This is a genomic window from Streptomyces sp. yr375 (assembly GCF_900110755.1).
Classification (GTDB): Bacteria; Actinomycetota; Actinomycetes; order Streptomycetales; family Streptomycetaceae; genus Streptomyces.
This window is the reverse complement of sequence record NZ_FOFF01000004.1, coordinates 174015-193546: the sequence shown is the minus strand read 5'-3', so window position 1 is coordinate 193546 and position 19532 is coordinate 174015. Positions and strand designations below refer to the sequence as shown.

At 70.6% G+C, this 19532-nt stretch carries 20 protein-coding genes; 10 read left to right on the top strand and 10 right to left on the bottom strand.

Features of this window, described 5'->3' with window-relative positions:
• Positions 1-39: 39 nt before the first annotated feature.
• From BMZ82_RS06960 to BMZ82_RS06935, 6 genes are all read right to left on the bottom strand, one after another.
• Positions 40-1092: a glycoside hydrolase family 6 protein gene (locus BMZ82_RS06960; protein ID WP_093772776.1), complete on the bottom strand. Its 1053-nt coding sequence runs from the start codon at positions 1090-1092 to the stop codon at positions 40-42.
• Positions 1093-1191: 99 nt separating this feature from the next.
• Entirely contained in the window at positions 1192-1851 is a 660-nt protein-coding gene (locus tag BMZ82_RS06955; RefSeq protein ID WP_093772774.1) for a class F sortase, read from the bottom strand.
• A gap of 3 nt (positions 1852-1854) precedes the next feature.
• Complete coding sequence (locus BMZ82_RS06950; protein WP_093772772.1) at positions 1855-2469, bottom strand: hypothetical protein; 615 nt, start codon at positions 2467-2469, stop codon at positions 1855-1857.
• Between the two features lie 103 nt (positions 2470-2572).
• Positions 2573-3352, bottom strand: a complete 780-nt coding sequence (locus BMZ82_RS06945) for an HAD-IIA family hydrolase (protein ID WP_093772770.1) — start codon at positions 3350-3352, stop codon at positions 2573-2575.
• 234 nt (positions 3353-3586) lie between these two features.
• Complete coding sequence (locus tag BMZ82_RS06940) at positions 3587-4507, bottom strand: hypothetical protein (protein WP_177244419.1); 921 nt, start codon at positions 4505-4507, stop codon at positions 3587-3589.
• 68 nt (positions 4508-4575) lie between these two features.
• Positions 4576-5838 (bottom strand): ROK family transcriptional regulator, encoded by a 1263-nt coding sequence (locus BMZ82_RS06935; protein ID WP_093772960.1) that lies wholly within the window; start codon positions 5836-5838, stop codon positions 4576-4578.
• Positions 5839-5948: 110 nt separating this feature from the next.
• Here BMZ82_RS06935 and BMZ82_RS06930 point away from each other — a divergent pair, with 110 nt between their 5' ends.
• Positions 5949-7052 carry a Gfo/Idh/MocA family protein gene (locus BMZ82_RS06930; protein ID WP_093772768.1) on the top strand — a complete coding sequence of 368 codons (1104 nt, stop codon included), beginning with the start codon at positions 5949-5951 and terminating at the stop codon, positions 7050-7052.
• Complete coding sequence (locus BMZ82_RS06925; protein WP_093772766.1) at positions 7052-7558, top strand: heme-degrading domain-containing protein; 507 nt, start codon at positions 7052-7054, stop codon at positions 7556-7558. Before BMZ82_RS06930 ends, BMZ82_RS06925 begins: the two co-directional genes overlap by 1 nt.
• A gap of 95 nt (positions 7559-7653) precedes the next feature.
• Here BMZ82_RS06925 and BMZ82_RS06920 read toward each other — a convergent pair whose 3' ends face one another.
• From BMZ82_RS06920 to BMZ82_RS06910, 3 genes are all read right to left on the bottom strand, one after another.
• Positions 7654-8511, bottom strand: a complete 858-nt coding sequence (locus tag BMZ82_RS06920; protein WP_093772764.1) for a fumarylacetoacetate hydrolase family protein — start codon at positions 8509-8511, stop codon at positions 7654-7656.
• Positions 8512-8654: 143 nt separating this feature from the next.
• On the bottom strand, positions 8655-9362 hold the full coding sequence (locus tag BMZ82_RS06915; RefSeq protein ID WP_093772958.1) for a YidC/Oxa1 family membrane protein insertase: 708 nt from the start codon (positions 9360-9362) through the stop codon (positions 8655-8657).
• Between the two features lie 121 nt (positions 9363-9483).
• Entirely contained in the window at positions 9484-9801 is a 318-nt protein-coding gene (locus tag BMZ82_RS06910; protein ID WP_093772762.1) for a DUF6412 domain-containing protein, read from the bottom strand.
• Positions 9802-9990: 189 nt separating this feature from the next.
• Here BMZ82_RS06910 and BMZ82_RS06905 point away from each other — a divergent pair, with 189 nt between their 5' ends.
• On the top strand, positions 9991-10770 hold the full coding sequence (locus BMZ82_RS06905) for a hypothetical protein (protein ID WP_256251800.1): 780 nt from the start codon (positions 9991-9993) through the stop codon (positions 10768-10770).
• Positions 10763-11146, top strand: a complete 384-nt coding sequence (locus BMZ82_RS06900; RefSeq protein ID WP_093772758.1) for a GntR family transcriptional regulator — start codon at positions 10763-10765, stop codon at positions 11144-11146. The genes BMZ82_RS06905 and BMZ82_RS06900 overlap by 8 nt, the downstream gene beginning before the upstream one ends.
• On the opposite strand, the gene BMZ82_RS06895 is transcribed toward BMZ82_RS06900, so the two are convergent.
• Complete coding sequence (locus BMZ82_RS06895; protein ID WP_256251799.1) at positions 11143-11961, bottom strand: class E sortase; 819 nt, start codon at positions 11959-11961, stop codon at positions 11143-11145. The two genes, BMZ82_RS06900 and BMZ82_RS06895, sit on opposite strands and share 4 nt — an antisense overlap.
• 254 nt (positions 11962-12215) lie before the next feature.
• Between BMZ82_RS06895 and BMZ82_RS06890 the strand changes: the two genes are divergently transcribed.
• The 6 genes from BMZ82_RS06890 to BMZ82_RS06865 all read left to right on the top strand — a co-directional run bounded on the left by BMZ82_RS06890 (position 12216) and on the right by BMZ82_RS06865 (position 19526).
• On the top strand, positions 12216-13691 hold the full coding sequence (locus BMZ82_RS06890; RefSeq protein ID WP_093772756.1) for a glycoside hydrolase: 1476 nt from the start codon (positions 12216-12218) through the stop codon (positions 13689-13691).
• Between the two features lie 99 nt (positions 13692-13790).
• Positions 13791-14807 carry a hypothetical protein gene (locus tag BMZ82_RS06885; protein WP_093772754.1) on the top strand — a complete coding sequence of 339 codons (1017 nt, stop codon included), beginning with the start codon at positions 13791-13793 and terminating at the stop codon, positions 14805-14807.
• Positions 14808-14899: 92 nt separating this feature from the next.
• Positions 14900-15331, top strand: coding sequence for a very short patch repair endonuclease (locus BMZ82_RS06880; RefSeq protein ID WP_371271166.1), 432 nt, complete (start codon positions 14900-14902; stop codon positions 15329-15331).
• A 147-nt stretch (positions 15332-15478) separates the two neighbouring features.
• Positions 15479-17590 (top strand): helix-turn-helix transcriptional regulator, encoded by a 2112-nt coding sequence (locus BMZ82_RS06875; protein ID WP_093772752.1) that lies wholly within the window; start codon positions 15479-15481, stop codon positions 17588-17590.
• Positions 17587-18564, top strand: coding sequence for a hypothetical protein (locus tag BMZ82_RS06870; RefSeq protein WP_093772750.1), 978 nt, complete (start codon positions 17587-17589; stop codon positions 18562-18564). The genes BMZ82_RS06875 and BMZ82_RS06870 overlap by 4 nt, the downstream gene beginning before the upstream one ends.
• Positions 18564-19526 carry a DUF6339 family protein gene (locus tag BMZ82_RS06865; RefSeq protein WP_256251797.1) on the top strand — a complete coding sequence of 321 codons (963 nt, stop codon included), beginning with the start codon at positions 18564-18566 and terminating at the stop codon, positions 19524-19526. The genes BMZ82_RS06870 and BMZ82_RS06865 overlap by 1 nt, the downstream gene beginning before the upstream one ends.
• The last annotated feature ends 6 nt before the right edge of the window (positions 19527-19532 follow it).

Genomic DNA, 19532 nt, shown 5'->3' with positions numbered 1-19532 from the left:
CGGTGCGGCGGCTTCCGGTGCGGCGGCTTCTCGGTGTGGTCAGCCGCGGGCGAGTTGTAGTGCGTATGTCGGCCACCAATCGCCCGCCTTCGGGCCGCCCTTGCACTCGCCGTCCGACTCGCCCGGGCGCTTCACCCACAGGTAGGCGTCCACCAGGGGGTCGGCCGTCGTGGTCGTCGGGGTGGGGCCGAGGGCGCGGCCCGGCGGGTTGCACCAGCGTTCCGCCGGGTCGCCGTCCTCGTAGGGGCCGTTGCCGTTGCGGCTGGTGTCGATGACGAAGTGTTTGCCGCCGAGCTTCGCCGAGAGCTGCCTGCCGTAGTCGACGGAGGTCTCGGTGGAGTAGAAGTTGGAGACGTTGACCGCGAAGCCGTCGGCCCGCTCCAGGCCCGCGCGTCGCAAGGGCTCGAAGATCTGGTCGGGGTGGCCCCAGCCGGCGTTGCCCGCGTCCAGGTAGACCTTCGTGTTCTTCAGGGACTTGAGGGCGGTGACGGCGTCGTCGAGGAGGTCGTAGCGCTCCTCGTGGAACTCCTGCGGGGTGCAGCCGTCCACCAGGTGGAGGAGGGCGTCGGGTTCGAGGACGACGAGCGCCGGGCGGTCGGCGATGCCACGGGCCACCGCGGCGATCCAGTCGCGGTAGGCGGCTCCGTCGGCCGCGCCGCCCTGGGAGTACTGGCCGCAGTCGCGGTGCGGGATGTTGTAGAGGACGAGCAGCGGGGTGCGGTCCGCCCGGTCGGCGGCCTCGGTGAAGCCGCGGGCCTCCTGTTCCGGGTTCTCCGGGCCGAGCCACTGGCCGGTCGGCTGCTCGGCGATCTCCCGCACCTGGGCGGCCTCGGCCGTCTTTCCGGCCTTCTCGTACGCCGCCGCCTGACGGGCCGCCGCGCCGTCCGGGTTGACCCAGAAGGGGTCGGATTCTTTGGGTTGTTGGGGTAGTTGGGTGACGGGCTCGGGGGTGGGGGCGGGGGCGCTCGTGGGATTTCTGGGCTTCTCGCCCTTGCCACCGCCGTTGCCGTTGCCGCCGCCGTTGCCCGCCGAGCATCCGGTGAGCAGCAGTGCCGCGCCCAACAGGCACGCGGTCTTGCTCCTGACGTACATCCAAATCCCCCTTGGGTGCACGGAGTTGCCTACCCCGGCCCCAATCCTGACATAGGACCTCACGTCACGCGATGTGCCGTGACCTGGTGTGACGTAGTGTCAGACGGCTGTGCCTGTCAGGTACGCCGAGACGATCACGTTGGCCGTGTAGCTGTGCCTGGCCCGGTCGTAGGTGCCGCCGCAGGTGATCAGGCGCAGTTCGGCGCGGTCCGACTGGCGGGTGCCGTAGGCCTGTTGGGCGTCGAAGTGGTCGCGCTGGACGACCTCGACGTCGTCGACGGTGAACTCGGCGACCTTCCCGTCGTCCCGCACCACCCGTACCGTCTCGCCCGCCCTGAGGGTGCTGAGCTTGTAGAAGACGGCGGGCCGGGTCTCCGTGTCGACGTGCCCGACCAGCAGGGCCGTGCCCTTGGCGCCGGGTTTCGCGCCGGCCGCGTACCAGCCGACGACGCCCGCCTGGTCGAAGGGCGGTGGGTCGATGGCCCCCTCGGTGTCCAGACCGCGCGCGACGACCGGGGCCTGCACGCCGAGTTCGGGTATGTCGATGCGCTGGGGCAACGCCTGCCCCAACGGCTTGGCAGCGGGCGGGAGTTCGGCGTCCGGGGGACGGCCCACCGCGGCCATGTCACCCGTGGCCGGGGCGGATGTGCCGTGCCGTACGTCGGTCACCTCGCGGCCCCACAGCCACAGCCCGAGCAGCAGCACCGCCCAGGCCAGACCGGTGAGGAGACGACCGCCGGAACGTTCTCGTTCGGACATGGCTCAGTCCGTCGCACGTCTGCGGCGCAGGCCACGGAACACGACGACCGTCGCGGCGACACCCGCGAGCACCAGCCCGATCACCGTCTGCGCGGTGCCTGGGCCTCCGCCTTCGCCCACGCGCGCCTCGTCGGCCGAGGCGAGCGGGGCGACCGGGGCCAGCGGGGCTGTGCCGCCGCCGCCCGCGTGTACGGGGGCGATGGGAGAGGGGGGTGAGTCGGGGGAGTCGGGAGAGGCGGGCCAGGTGGGTGTGGTCGACTCGCCCGGCCGGGTCCGCGTCGATGCCACGACCGTGATCCGGCCCCGTACCTCGGAGTCGACGCAGGTGATCTTCACGTCGTAGATGCCCGGACCGATCGAGGTGCGGACCCGGGTGTCGCCGGCGAGTGTGCCGCCGCCCGTGGTGACGAGTCGGGCGTCCGTGACGAAGGCGTCCGAGGTCGCGGTGGCGGTCCTGCCGCCGCAGCCGCCGACCTTCAGCGTGACCTCGGCGCCGGGGGTGGGCGCGGACGGCGTCATGGTGACGCTGCCGCCCTCGTCCGAGGCATAGGCCGTGGGGATGAGCACCGCGGCGACGACCGCGACGCCCGCACAGAGAGTTACTTTCCATGAACCCATCGTGAACCTCCAGCTATCTGGAGAGTCCCCCGCCCGGACCCGGAGCGCATCCCCTGGGGGTTCTCGCTGCTCCGTCCGGGTGGGTTCCGGGATGCCACGGGTTTCAGATGCGGTCGACGAGGTCCGCGATCGAGTCCACGATCTTCGACGGGCGGTACGGGAAGTTCTCGACCTGCTCGGGCCGGGTCAGGCCGGTGAGCACGAGGAACGTCTGCATGCCGGCCTCCATGCCGGCCAGCACGTCGGTGTCCATGCGGTCGCCGATCATCGCGCTGGTCTCGGAGTGCGCGCCGATGGCGTTCAGGCCGGTGCGCATCATCAGGGGGTTGGGCTTGCCCGCGAAGTACGGGTTCTTGCCGGTCGCCTTGGTGATCAGCGCGGCGACGGCCCCGGTGGCCGGGAGCGGGCCCTCGGCGGAGGGGCCGGTCTCGTCCGGGTTGGTGCAGATGAAACGGGCGCCGTCGTTGATGAGCCGGACGGCCTTCGTCATCGCCTCGAAGGAGTAGGTGCGGGTCTCGCCGAGGACGACGTAGTCGGGCTCGTGGTCGGTGAGGATGTAGCCGATGTCGTGCAGCGCGGTGGTCAGCCCCGCCTCGCCGATGACGTACGCCGTGCCGTCCGGCCGCTGGTCGCCGAGGAACTGGGCGGTGGCCAGCGCCGAGGTCCAGATGTTCGCGATCGGCACGTCCAGGCCCATGCGCTGGAGGCGGGCGTGCAGGTCGCGCGGGGTGTAGATCGAGTTGTTGGTGAGCACCAGGAACGGCTTGCCGGACTCGCGCAGCTTCTTCAGGAAGGCGTCGGCGCCGGGAATCGGCACGCCCTCGTGGATGAGCACACCGTCCATGTCGGTGAGCCACGACTCGATGGGCTTGCGGTCTGCCATGTGCGGGATCTCCCTGCCGTACGCGAGTACGCGAGTACGCCGTTCCGCGTGGATACGCGGTTGCTGCGCGGGTGCGCCGTTGCTGCGCGCGCCCCAGCCTAGCCACAAGCCCGATCTTGAGGGAATGGCCGGTTTCGGGGCGTTCGCTGGCTGAGATGCGATCCCGGTTCAGCCGAGACGTGGTCCCGGTTCAGCAGAGACATGGTTCCGGTTCAGCAGAGACATGGTTCCGGTTCAGCGGCGTCGGCGGGCCAGTCGTCGGGCCAGCAGCAGGGCCGCTCCTGCGGCGAGGAAGCAGGCGCCGGCAGCGGCGGCGAGGACGGTGGGCGAGGCGAGACCGGTACGGGCGAGTTCCTCGGCCTGGTCGGCGAGGGAGAAGGGGCCGGTGTCGGTGGCGGAGGGGTGCGGGGTGGGGGGCGTGGCGGTCGTGGGGGTGGGCGTTCGGGGGGACGAGTCAGGGGCGGAGGTGGGGGTCGAGGTGGGGGCGGTGGCTGCATCGCCGTCGGGGTCGGGGTCGAGGTCGGGGTCGGGGTCAGGGGTGGCGTCGGGGTTGGCGTCGGACTCGACGGTGAAGCGGTAGTCGTTCGACTGGCCGATCCAGTCGCCGTCGTCACCGTGCCGCTGGACGACCGCCGCGTTGGCGGTGACGGTGTTGCGGACGGCGTCCGAGCCGAGCGCGAGGCGCAGCTTGACGGTGACGGTGCGGCCGGGGCCGACGGTGAAACCGGGGAAGTCGTCGGCTTCGGCCGCTTCGTCGGCCTGGACGTCGGCGTTCTCGTCGGTGAACGCTCCGACCAGTTCGGCGTCGTCGGTGGCTTCGAAGCGCACCGGGTGCGGTCGTCCGTCGGCGTAGAACTCCAGGTGCGGCTGGGACGGTTTCAGGGCGCGCCTGGCGTCGACCAGGACGACGACGGGGTGGACGCCGTCGCAGGTGCGGCGGGTGGTGTTGGTGAGGTCGAGATACCAGGTGCCGAATCCGCCCCCGGCCCGGTAGGAGTCGGGGCCGCCGCGGAGGCGGGTGGTGAGGGGGAAGTCACCGGCGTCGGGGCCCGCGCAGCTCGGACCGGCCTCCGCGTGCGCCAAGGCGGGCACGGGGGCGGGGAGGAGGACGGCGGCGACGGCGAGGCAGAGGGAGACAGGCGGGCACAGTCGCATGAACACGTGAGCCTGCACGAGGCCGCGGCGCGAGGAGCCACGGCACACCGTACGACCGTACGAATCCCCTACGAATCCCCTCGTTCAGGGGAGAGCCGACCGTCCCTCCGGCCGAACACCGGTGCCAGCGACAACTGTGCCGCGCCCGCCGCGACGGCCCGGGCCCCGCCGGGGGCGAGGCGGACCGGGACGGCGCCCTCCGGGGAACCCTCGCGGCGGGCGCGGGCGGCGAGGACGGCGGCGACTCCGTCGACGAACGGCTCCGGGTCGGCCGCGATCGTACGGCCGCCCAGCAGTACGGCGTCGATGTCGAGCAGTCCGGCCAGGTTGGCGGCGGCCTCGCCGAGCACGCGTGCCGCCTCGGCCACGTCCCCCCGGCCGATGGCCGCCAGGCACAGCGCCTCGACGCAGCCCCGGTTGCCGCAGGTGCAGGGCGGCCCGTCCAACTGGATGACCTGGTGCCCGAACTCCCCCGCGCCGGTGCGCGCGCCCCGGTGCACGGTCCCGCCGATCACCAGACCGGCGCCGAGGCCCGTCCCGAGGTGGAGACAGGCGAAGGAGCCGCGCTCGCCGCCGACGGCGAGGCCGAGCGCGGCGGCGTTGGTGTCCTTGTCCACGATCACCGGCACCCCGAGACGCGCCGCCAACACCTCCCGCAACGGAAACCCGTCCCACTCGGGGAAGCCTGTGACGCGGTGCAGCACGCCGTGCGCGTGATCGAGGGGACCGGGGAGAGCAACGCCGACACCGAGGAGGGTGGGGCTGGAGATGGGGGTGGGGCTGGAGATGGGGGTGGGGCTGGAGATGGGGGTGGGGGTTGTGGGGGGTGCGGGGCTCACCACCACCGGCTCCGCCGCCTCCATCACCTCCCGCACCACCCGCACCACCGCTCCCACCACCGTCTCCGCCCCCGCGCCCAGCGACAGCGGAACGCACCGTTCCGCCACCACGCGCCCGTCGAGCTCGGCCAGCACGACCCGCAGCTCGTCCCGGTCCAGGTGGACGCCGATGGCGTGGCCGGCCTCGGGGACCAGCCGCAGGACCGTGCGCGGCTTGCCGCCGGTCGAGGCGCGGTGGCCCGCCTCCGCCGCCAGCCCCTCCTGCCGCAGCCGGGCGGTGATCTTGCTGACCGCCTGCGGGGTGAGCCCGGTGCGCTCGGCGAGTTCGAGCCGGCTGATGCCGTCCGGACCGGCCGTGCGCAGCAGGTCGAGCACGAGCGCGGCGTTGTGGTTGCGCAGGGCCAGCAGGTTGACGCCCGCGCCGGTGCCTGTGCCGATGCCTGCGCCTCCGCCGGTGACTGGGCCCACGCCAGCCCCCGTACCCGTACCCATGCCCTTGCCCCCACCCGCACCCGTGCTGCCGCCCGCGCCGTTCGTCCTGTTCACGCCTCCATTCTCACCCGCGCTTGCGCTTTGGCAACAGCGTTGCGAAAGTGGACCGCATGACAGGTACTCCTCTCCGCGTGGGCCTGATCGGCTACGGTCTCGCCGGCTCCGTGTTCCACGCCCCGCTGATCGCCGCGACCGAGGGCCTCGTCCTCGACACGGTGGTCACCTCGAACCCCGAGCGGCAGGAGCAGGCCCGCGCCGAGTTCCCGGACGTACGCGTCGCCGCCACCCCCGAAGACCTGCTGGCCCGCGCCGACGAGCTGGACCTGGTCGTCATCGCGTCCCCGAACAAGACGCACGTCCCGCTCGCGACCGCCGCCCTGAAGGCCGGTCTGCCGGTCGTCGTCGACAAGCCGGTCGCCGGCACCGCGGCCGAGGCGCGTGAGCTGGCCGCCCTCGCCGAGGAGCGCGGCCTGCTCCTCTCCGTCTTCCAGAACCGCCGCTGGGACAACGACTTCCTGACCCTGCGCGCGCTGCTGGCGGACGGCGAGCTGGGCGACGTATGGCGCTTCGAGTCCCGGTTCGAGCGGTGGCGGCCGCTGCCGAAGGGCGGCTGGCGGGAGTCCGGCGATCCGGCAGAGATCGGAGGTCTGCTGTACGACCTCGGCAGTCACGTCGTCGACCAGGCGCTCGTCCTGTTCGGCCCGGTGGTCTGCGTCTACGCCGAGACGGACGTCCGCCGTCCGGGCGCGGAGACCGACGACGACACGTTCATCGCGCTGACGCACGCCAACGGCGTCCGTTCCCACCTCCACGTGTCCGCGACGACCGCCCAGCTCGGCCCGCGTTTCCGGGTGCTGGGCTCGACGGCGGGCTATGTGAAGTACGGCCTCGATCCGCAGGAGGCGGCCCTGCGGGCGGGCGAGCGACCCGACGGCTCCGGTTCCGGATCCCGTTCCGGTTCCGGTTCCGACGGCTGGGGTGCGGAGCCGGCGGAGCTGTGGGGGCGGGTCGGCGCCGGAGAGTCGCCGCCGACCGGCGGCGGACGACCCGTACGGACCCTCCCCGGCGACTACCCGGCCTACTACGCTGCGGTGGCCAAGGCACTGATCGACGGCGGCCCCAATCCGGTGACCGCCGTCGAGGCGGCCGCCGCCCTCGACGTCCTGGAGGCGGCCCGCCGTTCGGCACGAGACAAGGTGGCGGTGACGCTGTAATGGGCACCCACGAGATCACCCCGAAGTTCACCCCGGAGATCACCCCGACCCTGGAGGAGCTCCAGGGTCAGGAACGGCGGCTGATCTTCCGCCAGTTCACGAACGACGACGCGTGGGCGCTCGGCTCACTGCTGGTGGAGCTGGCCCGCGAGCGCCAAGCGCCGGTCGCCGTCGACATCCACCGCGCCGGCCAGCAGCTCTTCCACGCGGCCCTGCCCGGTTCGACCCCCGACAACGACGCCTGGATCGCCCGTAAGCGCCGGGTCGTGGAACGCTTCGGCGCCTCCTCCTACCTGGTGGGCGCCCGCTACCGCGCGAAGGGCACGACGTTCGAGGACTCCGCCCGCCTGGACCAGGACGAGTACGCGGCCCACGGCGGCTCCTTCCCCATCAACGTGGAGGGCGTGGGCATCATCGGCGCGGTGACGGTGTCCGGCCTGCCGCAACTGGACGACCACCGGTTCGTGGTGGAGGCACTCCACCAGTTCCTGGAGAAGTACCTGTAGGTGTCCCACCTAAGGGGCGCGGGGAACTGCGCGAGCAACCGCCGACGGCCTGCCGCCGACGAACTACCGCAGTTCCCCTGCCCCGAGCGGAGCGTCTACGCGTCCTTGAACTCCTGCCGCTGCCTGCCCAACCCCTCGATCTCCAGTTCCACCACGTCCCCGCTCCGCAGGAACGGCTTCGGCTCCGGCGCGCCCAGCGCCACGCCCGCAGGCGTCCCGGTGTTGATGACATCCCCGGGATAGAGCGTCATGAACTGGCTGACGTACCGCACGACCTCCCCCACGGGAAAGATCTGCTCGGCCGTCGTCCCGTCCTGCTTCAGCTCCCCGTTGACCCAGAGCCTCAGGGAGAGCCCCTGCGGGTCGGGCACCTCGTCGGCCGTGACCAGCCACGGCCCGAGCGGATTGAACGTCTCGCAGTTCTTCCCCTTGTCCCAGGTCCCGCCCCGCTCGATCTGGAACTCCCGCTCGGACACGTCGTGCGCGACGGCGTACCCCGCGACGTGCGCGAGCCCGTCCTCCGCCGACCCCAGATAGCGGGCCGTACGCCCGATGACGACCGCCAACTCCACCTCCCAGTCGGTCTTCACGGACCCCCGGGGCACGAGCACGGTGTCGTACGGCCCGACGACCGTGTCCGCCGCCTTGAAGAAGATGACGGGCTCGGCGGGCGGCTCGGCCCCGGTCTCCCGGGCGTGGTCGTGATAGTTCAGCCCGATGCACACGATCTTGCCGATCCGGGCCAGCGGCGGCCCGATCCGCAGCCCGGCCGGGTCCAAGGCGGGCAGCTCACCGGAGTCGGCGGCGGCCCGGACCCGGCCGAGCGCCGCGTCGTCGGCGAGCAGCGCGCCGTCGACGTCGTCCACGACGTCCGACAGGTCCCGCAGCGTTCCGTCGGCGTCCAGCAGTGCGGGGCACTCCGCGCCCGCCGTACCGACTCGCAGCAGCTTCATGGTCCGTCACCATCTCCCTCGATCGCGGAGCGTCCGCCGACGGGTGCAGCCATCGGACGACTGGTCGATCCTCCAAGCTGAACGCCCGCTCCGCAATACCCGGTTCACCCACCGGGCACCGGCATCGGACCCGGTGCTACGAGTTACGAGTACAGAACCGCCCGTTCGACCGCGCTCCACGTCGTGCTCGTGATGACGTACAGCGCGGCGGCCAGCGGTACGACGGCCACCGTGACCAGCGTGAAGAAGGACAGGAACGGTACGGCCTTGGCGACCGCGCCGAGCCCGGGCACCGGCTCACCTGCGGCGACCTGCGGCAACGGCTGCCGCCTCGCCCGTACGAAGTTGAAGGACGCGACGGTCGCGACGACGGCGAACAGCCCGAGGTAGACCAGTCCCGCCGCGCCGAACACCCCGCCCCCGGTCCCGGTCAGCGCGTCCGTCCAGCGGTCGCCGAGGGGCGCGGCGAAGAGCTGGTGACCGAGCAGCCCGTTGGCCTCGCCGCCGATCGAGGAGCTGGAGAAGAGGTGGTAGAGGAGGAAGAAGGCGGGCAACTGGCAGAGGCTGGGCAGCAGTCCGGACAGCGGCGACACCTTTTCCTCGGCATGCAGGTCCAGCACCGCCCGCTGGAGCTTCTCGGGGTTCCTGGCGTGCTTCTTGCGCAGTTCGGCGATCCTCGGCTGCAACGCCGTACGGGCCTTCTGGCCGCGGGCGGCGGCGCGGGACAGGGGATGGACGAGGAGTCGTACGAGTGCGGTGAACAGGACGATCGCGGCGGCCGCTGCGGCGGCGCCGAACAGGGGCTGGAGCAGGTCGGCGAGGTGCTCGACCAGGCCGGCGAAAAGGGAGATGAGTGTGGACATGGGTGAGGAGCCCTCCGGGGGTCTCGTCGTGCCGAGGACAACGCGGTTGACGGCATGACGACTTGCGCGGGGTCACCCGGATGTGGCGAGAGATGCGGGGAGGGGTGCCCTACGCGGCGGTCGTCGGGAGGGCGTGGCCCGGCGCGCGGGGGCGGGGCCGGCCGGAGGCGTCCGGGTCGCGTTGCGGCAGGAAGGCCGTACGGCGGGCCCGGTCCCTGATGGCCGTACGCACCCGGGTGGGCGGGACGGCGGGGGCGCTGCGCGCGGCGACGAGCGTGCAGACGGCGAGCGCGGAACCGGCGGCGGCGGTCGCGGCGAGCGCGACGGTCGCGAAGAGGCTGCCGGCGTCGAGGAGGAGGACGTCGAGGAACAGGAGAAAGAGCAGCACGGGGGCGGCACGGCGCGACGCCAGCCGACTGCCTGTCATGCCCCGCCCCCCCTCCCTCTCCTGACCATGATGACGTCCGGACCGCCACGAAGGTTCCCCAGGTTCCCGGTTCCCCAGGTTCCCCGGGCGGGGAGTTCACCACACAGCGCACTTGTATCAAGCATTTGACACAAGATCCGGCCGACGGCATCTTGTAACCACCACTTGTACTCACCCCTTGGTACAAGCATGACTCATCTCCGGGGGCTCGACATGATCGACACCGTCTCGCCCGAAAGACTCCTGGCCCGCGCCGATCTCTGCGCCCGCTGGGCCGGGCTGGCACTGGGGGCCGTGGTCGCGCAGGCGCTGGCCACGACGGGCGGCGACGACATGGCCATGCCCTTCGTGTCCGCCGTCACCGCGTTCGGGCTGTGCGCGGTCGGCGGGGTCCTGCTCGGCGACTCCCTCACCCCCGCCCCGCAGGAAGCGGTCCGCACCGCCGGCCTCGCCCCGCGCCGGGTCCGGGACCACGTACCGCCGCGCATGGCCCCGCTGCTCGTCTTCCAGGCGGCCTGCGTCGTCGTCCTGCTGACGATCGGGGCCGCCGCGGCCTCCCCCGACAGGATCGGGCGGACGGGCCGCGCCCTCGCGGTCACCTGCGGCCGTACGACCAGACACCTCGGCCCGTGGCCCGGCCTCTACTACGCCGCCCCGGTCCTCGTCTCCCTCACCCTCGGCACGGCCGCCTGCGTCTGGTCCCTGCGCCGCATCGCCCACCGCCCCGGCGACAACCTGCGCCGCCACGACCGGAGTTGGGCGATCACCGCGGCCTGGGGACTGCTGGCCTCCAGCCAACTCCTGCTCGTCGTCGGGATGATCGCCCGCGTGCTGTTCTACTCGAAGTGCGCCGGCATGCTGGGCAACGTCACCGCGCTGGTGGTCTACCCGCTGGTCCTGCTGAGCCTGTTCAGCCTGGGCTGGTGCCTGTTCACGATCGTGATGCCCCGGGCCGTCGGCGATGAGTGAGCCCGCCGTCCGCGTCGACACCACCAGCCAGGTACCGCCGTACGAGCAGATCCGCGCCCAGCTCGGCGCGCTGATCGTCACCGGCCGGCTGACCGAGGGCGAACGGCTGCCGACCGTACGCCAACTCGCCTCCGACCTCGGCCTCGCGCCGGGCACGGTAGCCCGCGCCTACCGGGAGCTGGAGGCCGCCGAGTTGATCCGCACCCGGCGCGGCGCGGGCACCCGGGTGGCCGCTCCCCCGTCCGAACCGGCCCACCCCGACCCGGACCAACTCGCCACCCTGGCCCGCGACTTCACCGCCTCCGCGCGCGCCCTGGGCGCAGGCACCGAGGCCGTCCTGACCGCCGTACGAGAGGCGCTGGAGGAAGGGGCCTAGCCCTGCCCTCTCGGGACCGTCGCGGTCAACTCGCCCCACACGACCAGGCGGTACCGGGAGGTGTACTCGGGGGTACAGGTGGTGAGGGTGAGGTAGTGGCCGGGGGCGTCGTAGCCGTAGGCGGGCCGGGTGAGGGAGCGGGGCACGGGCCGGATGACGCCCGCGTCGCGGGGTGAGGTCTGCGGCAGGATCTTGTCGACGGTGTAGGTGTAGGTCGCGGTCCGCGTCTCCACCTCCACCTTGTCGCCCTTCCTGAGCCGGTTGAGGTACCGGAAAGGCTCGCCGTGGGTGTTGCGATGCCCGGCGACCGCGAAGTTGCCTTCCTGGCCCGGCTGTTGACTGCCCGCGTAGTGGCCGACGTACCCCTTGTTCAGCACGCGCGCCTTGCCGGTCCCCTCGGCGACGGGGACACGGAGTCCGAGGCGGGGGATGCGGAGGACGGCGTAGGTCTGGGAGGCGGCGGGGGTGGACGAGGCCTCGTTCGTACCGTTTCCGGGCCGTGTAGACGTACCGCCGGAGCCGGGGCCGCCGTCACCGGTGTCCGCGCCTGCGCCGGTGCCGGTGTCTGTGCCCGGGCCCGTGGGTGTGTCGGCAGCCCCCCGCTCCCACTCCCGCTCCAGCGCCGCCACCCTCCGCTCGGCACCGTCCCTCGCCTCCCGGTTGGTCCACCACAGTTGGTGCGCGACGAGGAGCAGCGCCAACACCCCGGCGGTGACGAGCAGTTCGGCGCTGCTCCAGAGCACCCGCCGGTACCGGGCGTGCCGTCGCCGGGTGCTGTGCTGTACGAGGGGAATCCGCGCGCGGTGCACGATCACGCGGGCACGATAAGGCGTGCGGGACGAGGTCTCCAGAGTCGTACAAGAACCGTACAGACGGGACTGTCCCGGTCGCCCCCGGAACCTGTCCTGTTCGCCCCGTCGAACCCCTCGGCACCCTTTTTCCACAGGTTTGGTGAAGGGTTGCCAGAACTCTCGACAACCCCGTGTGTCACACCCGATGCTTCGTGTCGGCCGAACGGGAGCCGAGCAGGATCCGAACGGGACCGGCCACGATTCGAAGCGGAGAAGCCATGATCCGACGCAGGACACTGCTGGCCGCCACGGGCGGCGCACTCTTCGGAAGCGCCCTCGCCGCCGGCACCGCCCACGCCGACGCGACGATTTCCGTCAACCCGTCGACCACGTACGGCACTTGGGAGGGCTGGGGCACCTCCCTGGCCTGGTGGGCGAACGTCTTCGGCGGCCGGGACGACTTCGCCGACATCTTCTTCACCACCAAGTCGGTGTCCTACAACGGCAAGACGCTCCCCGGCCTGGGCCTCAACATCGCCCGTTACAACCTGGGCGCGTGCAGTTGGAACTCGGTGAGCGGCGCGTCGATGACGGCGTCCGCCAACATCCCCGCGTTCAAGCAGATCGAGGGCTACTGGCAGGACTGGGGCAACGAGGACCCGACGTCCTCCGCCTGGGACTGGACGGCGGACGCGACCCAGCGCGCGATGCTGCAGAAGGCGACCTCGCGGGGCGCGACGACGGAGCTGTTCGCCAACTCCCCCATGTGGTGGATGTGTTCGAACCACAACCCGTCGGGCGCCGCGGACGGCGGCAACAACCTCCAGTCCTGGAACTACCGCCAACACGCCTCCCACCTCGCGGCGGTGGCCCTCTACGCCAAGAACAACTGGGGCGTGAACTTCGCGACGGTCGACCCCTTCAACGAGCCGTCGTCCTCCTGGTGGACGGCGACCGGCACGCAGGAGGGCTGCCACATGGACGCGACCGTCCAGTCGGCCGTACTCCCGTACATGCGCAGCGAGTTGGACAAGCGCGGCCTGACGTCGACGAAGATCTCGGCGAGCGACGAGACGAACTACGACCTGGCGCGTACGACGTGGAACTCCTTCTCGTCGACGACGAAGGGGCTCGTGAACCGGGTCAACGTCCATGGCTACCAGGGCTCGGGCGGCCGCCGGGACCTGCTCTACACGGACGTCGTGACGAGGTCCGGCAAGGCGCTGTGGAACTCGGAGACGGGCGACAACGACGGCACGGGCCTGTCGATGGCGAGCAACCTGCTCAGCGACTTCCGCTGGCTGCACCCGACGGCCTGGGTCTACTGGCAGGTCATGGACCCGTCGTCGAACTGGGCGATGATCGCCTACGACGCGAACACGCTGGCGGCGGGCGCGGTCACCATGAAGTACTACGTGATGGCCCAGTTCAGCCGGCACATCCGCCCGGGCATGACGATCCTCGACACGGGCGTGAGCTACGCGGCGGCGGCGCTGGACAAGTCGGCGAAGCGCCTGGTGATAGTCGCCGCGAACACCTCGTCCTCGGCCCAGACCCTCACCTTCGACCTCTCCCGCTTCACGACGGTGAGCGGCGGCTCGGGCGGCCTGGTCCCCCGCTGGAACACGGCGACGAACGGCTCCGGCGACCTCTACGCCTCCCACTCGGACATCCGCCTGTCCGGCAAGACGATCAGCGTGCCGTTCGCGGCGGGCGCGGTACAGACACTTCAGGTGGACGGAGTGACGATCTAGGAGCCGTAGGCCAGGGGATGCCAGGGGTACGTACCTCGGGCCGCCCTCTGGCCTGCAGCTATCTCCTTTTTGTCATCGGCGGGCAGTACGGTGTCACGCATGCGCCCCGACACGCCTGCCGAGAACGTCGACCACACCGCCGAAGCGGCACGCCTGGAGCGGACCGCCGGCCGGTATCCCGAGGACGCGGAGGCCCTGCTGCTGCAGGCCGCGGCCCACCTGGAACTGGCCGGCGACCGCCCCGCCGCGACGGCCCTGTACGACCGCCTGCTGTCGTCCCCGGCCGACCTGGACACCCCCCACCTGATCCGCGCCCTGAAGGCCTCGAACCTCTGGGAGTACGGCCACGAGGCCGAGGCCAGAGCGATCATCGACGGCATCCGCGCCGCGGCCCCCCGCGACCCGGCCCCCTGGGTGATCGTCGCGGAGTCCCTGGAATCCCACGACGAGCTGGAAGCGGCGCAGGAGACGTTCACGGAGGGCGTGACCCTGCTCCTGACGGACGCCCCGCACCCCCCGCACGCCTCGCACCCCCTGCTTTTCGGCCGCCACCGCGTACGCAGGATGCTGGGCGCGTCCCACGACGACTGGGACGTCCTCGCGGACACGCTCCACTCCTCCGCCGTCTCCCTGGACGAACTCCACGACCCGAAACGCGTCTGGTCCCTGGGCTCCGACAACCCGGCGGAACTGGAGGCCGAGATCTCCCGCCTCCGAGCGGAACTGGGCGCCTACCGAGAGGCCCTGTCCCGCCCGTTCCCGGTAGCGGTCCTGCACTGGCCACCCCACGAACTGACCGAACTCCTGACCGCCTACCCGACCCTGGCCACGGAATACCCCTCCCACGAGACCCACCTCACGACGATAGAAGCGTCCCTGCGCGAACTGTCCGCGTCAGGCACACCCAACGTCGGCATCGTGACCGGCACGGTCCCGTCGTACGAGGCCTTCGCGGCGTCGGAGGCGGCATCACCGGGCGCCGCGGACCTGCTGCCGCAGTATGCGACGACTTTGGCAGCGAGGGGGCGCGCTGTGGGGTGGCCTCCGGAGCGGGGGGCGGGGTGTTGGTGTGGGTCGGGGGCGGCTTATGAGGGGTGCCACGGGGTGCGGGCGTAGCAGATGGAGATGTGCCGTCCGCTTGGAACCAGGTGAGCGAGGTTGCCAGCTACGGCAACGGAGCCCATGAAGAACGAAAGGCGCAACGGACGGTGCAGACCACCCCCGAGACTCGTGCGCGGATGAGCAAGCAGAAGAGCCACAACACGGACGTCGAGATGGCGTTGCGGCGGGCCCTGCACGCGGCAGGCTTGCGATATCGGGTACACCGTAGGCCACTGAAGAAGGTGAGGCGGGAAGCCGACGTCCTTTTCGGGCCGGCGAAGGTCGCCGTGTTCGTAGACGGGTGCTTCTGGCATGGGTGTCCAGAGCACGCGACGTGGCCCAAGAACAACGCCGATTTCTGGCGTACGAAAATCGAGGGCAATCGGCTGCGGGACCGGAACACGGACGAGCTACTGACCTCGGCTGGTTGGTTGGCGGTGCGGGTGTGGGAGCACGAAGATCCAATCGAGGCTGCCACTCGTGTGCAACGGCTGGTGATGGCGCGACGCACGAAGGTCCCGAAGGGTGCCAGTCCGTGAGAAATCCGGCGTCTGCACTACGCCGACCGCCGGCGTCAGATCTTTTTTGACACCTCTCTTCTCAGTCAAAGGTGCCTGCTAGCCTGAGCGATCAACACTGCCGCACACCTCCCAGGGCTGCTCCTGCGACAGGAGGCACGACTCTCGATGCCCGAATCTCCGAATCCCACGATCCACGGTGAAGCCTTTGGTCCTTGGCTGAAGCGTCAATTGCGTCGAGCGGAAATGTCGCAAGCCGACCTGGCCCTCAAACTGGGCAAGACGCGCGCCGCTGTTTCCGCGTGGATCACCGGTCGCGCCGAACCGCGCGAGGAGACCAAGGCACGCATCGCCGAGATCCTGGGCACCGACCTCGCTTCCGTCGTTACGCGCACAGTTGACGTGCCGACCGGCCGGCCCGTGTCCTGGCACCATCGCCCCGCGCACGCCGACGGTGGCCGCGAGTACGGCAACGCCGCCGCGTTCGCCTTCGACGCCGATCTGTCGGTACTCGCGCGCGAGGCGACCCAGAATTCCCTGGACGAGCGGTGCAGTGACCACTCGCCCGTACGTGTCCGTTACACGCTCCACGAGCTGGACGGCGAGCACCTCGACGCCTTTCTCGACGCTCTGCGGTGGCACGAGCTCGTGCCCCACTACGAGGAAGCCTCCCGAGGAAACCAGAAAGTCTCCCGCAGTCTCCGCTCCGCATTGAGCGACCTCTCCCAGGAGCGCCGCCTCCGCCTCTTGCGTGTCGACGACTACAACGCCGCGGGCCTGACCGGACCCGAGTACAGCGACGGTCGATTCGCCGCCGTGGTCCGCCGCCAGCTCGACAGCCACAAGGTTACGGGCGGGCGGGCCGGAGGCTCCTACGGTCTGGGCAAGGCGACCCTTTGGGCGACGAGCCGCTTCGGCCTCGTACTGATCAACTCGACGCTCTCGGAACCCTACGAGGGGCGCACCGTCGGTCGAGTGATCGGGCGCCTGGACCTGCCCTGGCACGAGGTGGGTGGGGAAGCCTACGCGGGCCCCGCCTGGCTCGGCGAACCGGACACGGAGCCGGAGCACGAAGGCGTCTCCCGATCCTGGTGGGCGGACGATGACACTCTGCGCGGCCTGCACTTGGAGCGCAGTGGTACCGATCCCGGCACGTCGTTCCTCATCGTCGGCGCATACGACGCCTCCGGGGCCGCCGAGTCCTTGCAGGAGATGCACGACAAGCTGGTGCAGTCACTCGCGAACGACTTCTGGGCAGCGATGATCGGGGGACGAACCGCCGGACCGCTGCTCGAAGCACACGTCACCACTCTGCTCAACGGCGACGTCCGCTTCCAGGATCAGGTTGATCCGCACGCACACCACGCCGCTCTCAGTCGAGCCCTCCAGGCTTACCTCGACGGGGACACGGTCGACGAGTTGACCTCTGCGAACCAAGTGGTCCGTGCCGATGTCCCCTTGGTCGTCACACCGTTGAAGGATCAGGGCCGCCCTCGTGACAAGGGGCGCGAACACCTGGCCGTCCTTCTACTCACGCCCGCCGATGACGACGACGGGCAGATCAATCACGTGACGTGCATGCGCGGAAACCGTATGACCATCACCGAACAACGCCCGCGCGATCTGCCTCTGGGCACGCCCCCGTTCCGGGCTGTCCTGCTCGCCGGGTACGCGACTGGGCGGGACGGCGAAGACGTGGCGCTTGCCGAGGCGTTTCTGCGCGCTTCCGAGCCTCCCGAACACGACCGGTGGGATCGCACCGAAGAACTGACGACTACCTATCAACGGGGCTCGCTGACCAGGCTGAAAGACTTCCGGGCCGAGATCGACAAGACGGTCCGTTCGCTTCTCGGCAAGCGCGAGAGCACTCGCAGCGGCGGCCCCGCAGCCTTGCGGGAGCTGTTGAAGCTCGACACCGGTGCGGGCGCCGGCGGCCGCAGATCCCAGTCGTTCCCAACCGTCAGGAACGTGGAGGCCCGGGTCGACGACCGCGGTGCCTGGCATGTCACCGTCCATCTGAGGTTGCCGCACGCGGACGACGCGTGGGTGCTTTCACCGGTTGCCAAGTTCGACGTACGTTCAGGGGGTCGTCCGTCCGTGGGCTGGGAGTCGCTCGTCGGTTCCGAGACGTGTCGCGCCGACAGCGGCACGATCATCGTCGAACCGGGCGTGCGCTCCGCCGTGTTCAGCGGCGTGACCGATCCCGCGACGCATCCGGTCCGGGGCGGCTACGCCCGACTGACGGTGGACGTGCCCAAGGCCCGCGGAGGTGTGGCGTGAAGCCGGTGTTCCCGTACGCGACGCTCCTCGGCGACGTCGTATGCGATGTCGTCTCGGTCCGCGTCGACGGCAAGCCGCTGCCGTACACAAAGGTGTCGTCCGCCGAGCGGGTGGTCGCCCTACACCAGTCCGGGCGGGCGGAATGGGAGGAAGCGGTCCTGGACCTTCGCGCGATCCTCCCGGAGGACGAGTTGGAGAGCGGGCCGTGGCAGGACACGACCTGTCTTGCGGTACTGACCGGGAAGTCCACGAACACGCGGACGACAGCCCACCTCCGCCGCGCACCCGACGGCTCCCGGACCGGCTCGATCACGCTGATCCGGGCGGCCCACCTGCGGCGGGCGACGCTTTCGTTGTTGGTCGTCGCAACCGTGGACGAAGTTCCCGGCCGGCTCGTGGGCTCCGACGAACAGGACTGGTACGTCGACCTCGAGGAGGCCACACCTGTCCGCCAGCGCGAAATCGAGATCGTCGAGATCGACTTCCGCGACGGGCCGCACGAGTGGCTACATCAGTACAAGGAGTCGCCGTGGATCGTCGAGACGTCCGGCGACATGCCGACCGTCTACCTCAACACCACCTCTGTCGAGGGCCTCTTGGAGATCCTCGGCGGTCGTGGTGGCAACCCGACCGAAAAGGTCTTGCGGGAGATGACCACCTCCCAGATCGCGCAAGACGCCTGGACAGCCATGTTCCACTCGGCTGCCGGTGATCTCGACACCGACGAGGACGGCACCCCGGTGATGCCGACCGGCTGGCGCGAGGCAGTCCTGCGTTCCATGCTGCCCGATGTCCTGCCCGGGCGGCAGCTCACCGACGCACTGTACGAGATCAACGAGCGCCGCGAGAAAGGCTTCGGCTGGTCGGAACTACAGACCGGCATCCAGTACGCGGCGGGCCGGCGCGCACAGACCACGAAGAAGCTGACCCACGCGGTACGAGCCGTCGACCGCCTCGAGAGGAGCGACGACTGATGCCGCACCGTGCGCCGTTCGACTTCCCTCCCCTGATCGGCCTGCTCCCCGATTCCGCTGTCGCCAAGTATCTGAGCCGCGGAATGCAGTCCGGCCGGGAAAATCCACCGCAGGTCGCCCTCCGTAAGGCGAGCACCATTCTGTCGGAGGACGGGGCGCGGTGGCGGACCGCACCCATCAGAGAGCTTCTCGACCAGGCGATGACACGCTTCGACGGGGAGCACACGGCTGCCGACCGCTGGCTCGCCCCACGGCTGCACGCCACACTGCGCATGACGCGCTCCGAGGCCGGCGACAGCAGGTTGTGGAATCACCTCTCGATGCTCGTCGCCCCCGACTACGTGGTCTGGCGTCACAAGGGCGCCGAGATCGCGCAGAGTTCCCGCTTCTCAGGTCCCCACTACACCCAGTGCTTCTCACGTCTGTGGTGGGTCGCCGAACTGTTCCGCGACGGGCCCGACTACCGCCCCGTCGAGATCGCATGCAGCGTCCAGGACGTCCTCAACACCACCCTCCGTCTGGACGTCATCGATCATCGCCCCACCGCGCAGGCTCTGCTGCGCGTCCTGGAAAACTTGATCTCAACCGGTAGACCGCGCCTCGGTGACCACGTCAACACCCTTTCCTCGGCGGTCAACACGGCCGGCAGCACGCTCGTCTACGACGTCCTCGCCCCCGATTCTGCCCAGCTCGTCGAGGATCTCCAGGACTGGATCGCCGAGGCGGAAGGGGCACCGCCCGTCCGCTGGGATGGCCTGCCCGAAGGTCCGGACGACGGCCGCGTCCCCACCGCCTCCGTCGACGCGCTCCTCCCCCTCTTCGACAAGCTCCTCGCCGAGGCCCCGCTACGCCGCCGAGGCCGCACCCCGGAAGAGGAGGCCGACTCCCCCACGTCGCCCGCCGTCCCGGCACCTCGGCGGGGAGTCAGCTTGGAGAAGAACCTGCCCGCCTGGATGAGGTAACCGATC